The organism is Paenibacillus sp. YAE3, from assembly GCF_057546105.1.
In genome coordinates this window covers 1-506 of record NZ_BAAIYF010000073.1, presented here as the reverse complement: position 1 = coordinate 506, position 506 = coordinate 1, and the positions used below count along the sequence as shown (strand labels likewise).

Below are 506 nucleotides of genomic sequence, written 5' to 3'. Positions count from 1 at the left end.
AAGAGGCGCTCTTTTCGGTGGAATGCCAGCTTGAGTTTCTCGAACTGGAAGCGAAGATGCACGTCACCCAACTGATCGGCAAAGGCATCCAGGTGAAGGACATCGACATCGGCCTGTTCGACTTTCCCGCGATCATCGACGGCGAAGAAGTGCTCCTGTGCTGGCGCGAGGGCGAGGGATCCATCACCCACTACCACGGGTTGCGCGAGGGCTTCATGGGTCGCAAGCCGATCCGGTGACGGCTTTTTTCGCCCAACAGCCGATCCATCTGCTGTTCGCTCGCGAGGCGCTCTTCCGGGCTTGCCAGATCGTATTTTTTCAACAGGTGAAACAGCTCGTTCAAACGCTCCTGGCTAAGCTGTCCTTCCAGCATGCGCTGGAACTGCCCTACCCGCTCTTCGGACAAAAACGGCGCTTGCTCGGCCAACTTCTTTTGCACATCCTCTTTGCTGTGATCCAGCTTGCATTCTCCCATACTTTCTCTCCTTTTCTACGTATTCTTGTTC

General features: G+C 55.5%; 2 protein-coding genes. One reads left to right on the top strand and one right to left on the bottom strand.

The annotated features are described in order from the left end of the window. Nucleotides 1–239: DUF2203 family protein (locus tag AC27KL_RS28275; RefSeq protein ID WP_487171821.1), on the top strand; the 239-nt coding region annotated here is incomplete at its 5' end. Here AC27KL_RS28275 and AC27KL_RS28270 read toward each other — a convergent pair. Continuing rightward, nucleotides 191–475 carry a hypothetical protein gene (locus tag AC27KL_RS28270; RefSeq protein WP_487171820.1) on the bottom strand — a complete coding sequence of 95 codons (285 nt, stop codon included), beginning with the start codon at nt 473–475 and terminating at the stop codon, nt 191–193. The two genes, AC27KL_RS28275 and AC27KL_RS28270, sit on opposite strands and share 49 nt — an antisense overlap. Nucleotides 476–506 lie beyond the last annotated feature (31 nt).

Coding starts and splice junctions, on each gene's coding strand:
- AC27KL_RS28270 (WP_487171820.1), bottom strand. CDS start 475: ATGGGAGAATGCAAGCTGGATCACAGCAAAGAGGATGTGCAAAAGAAG.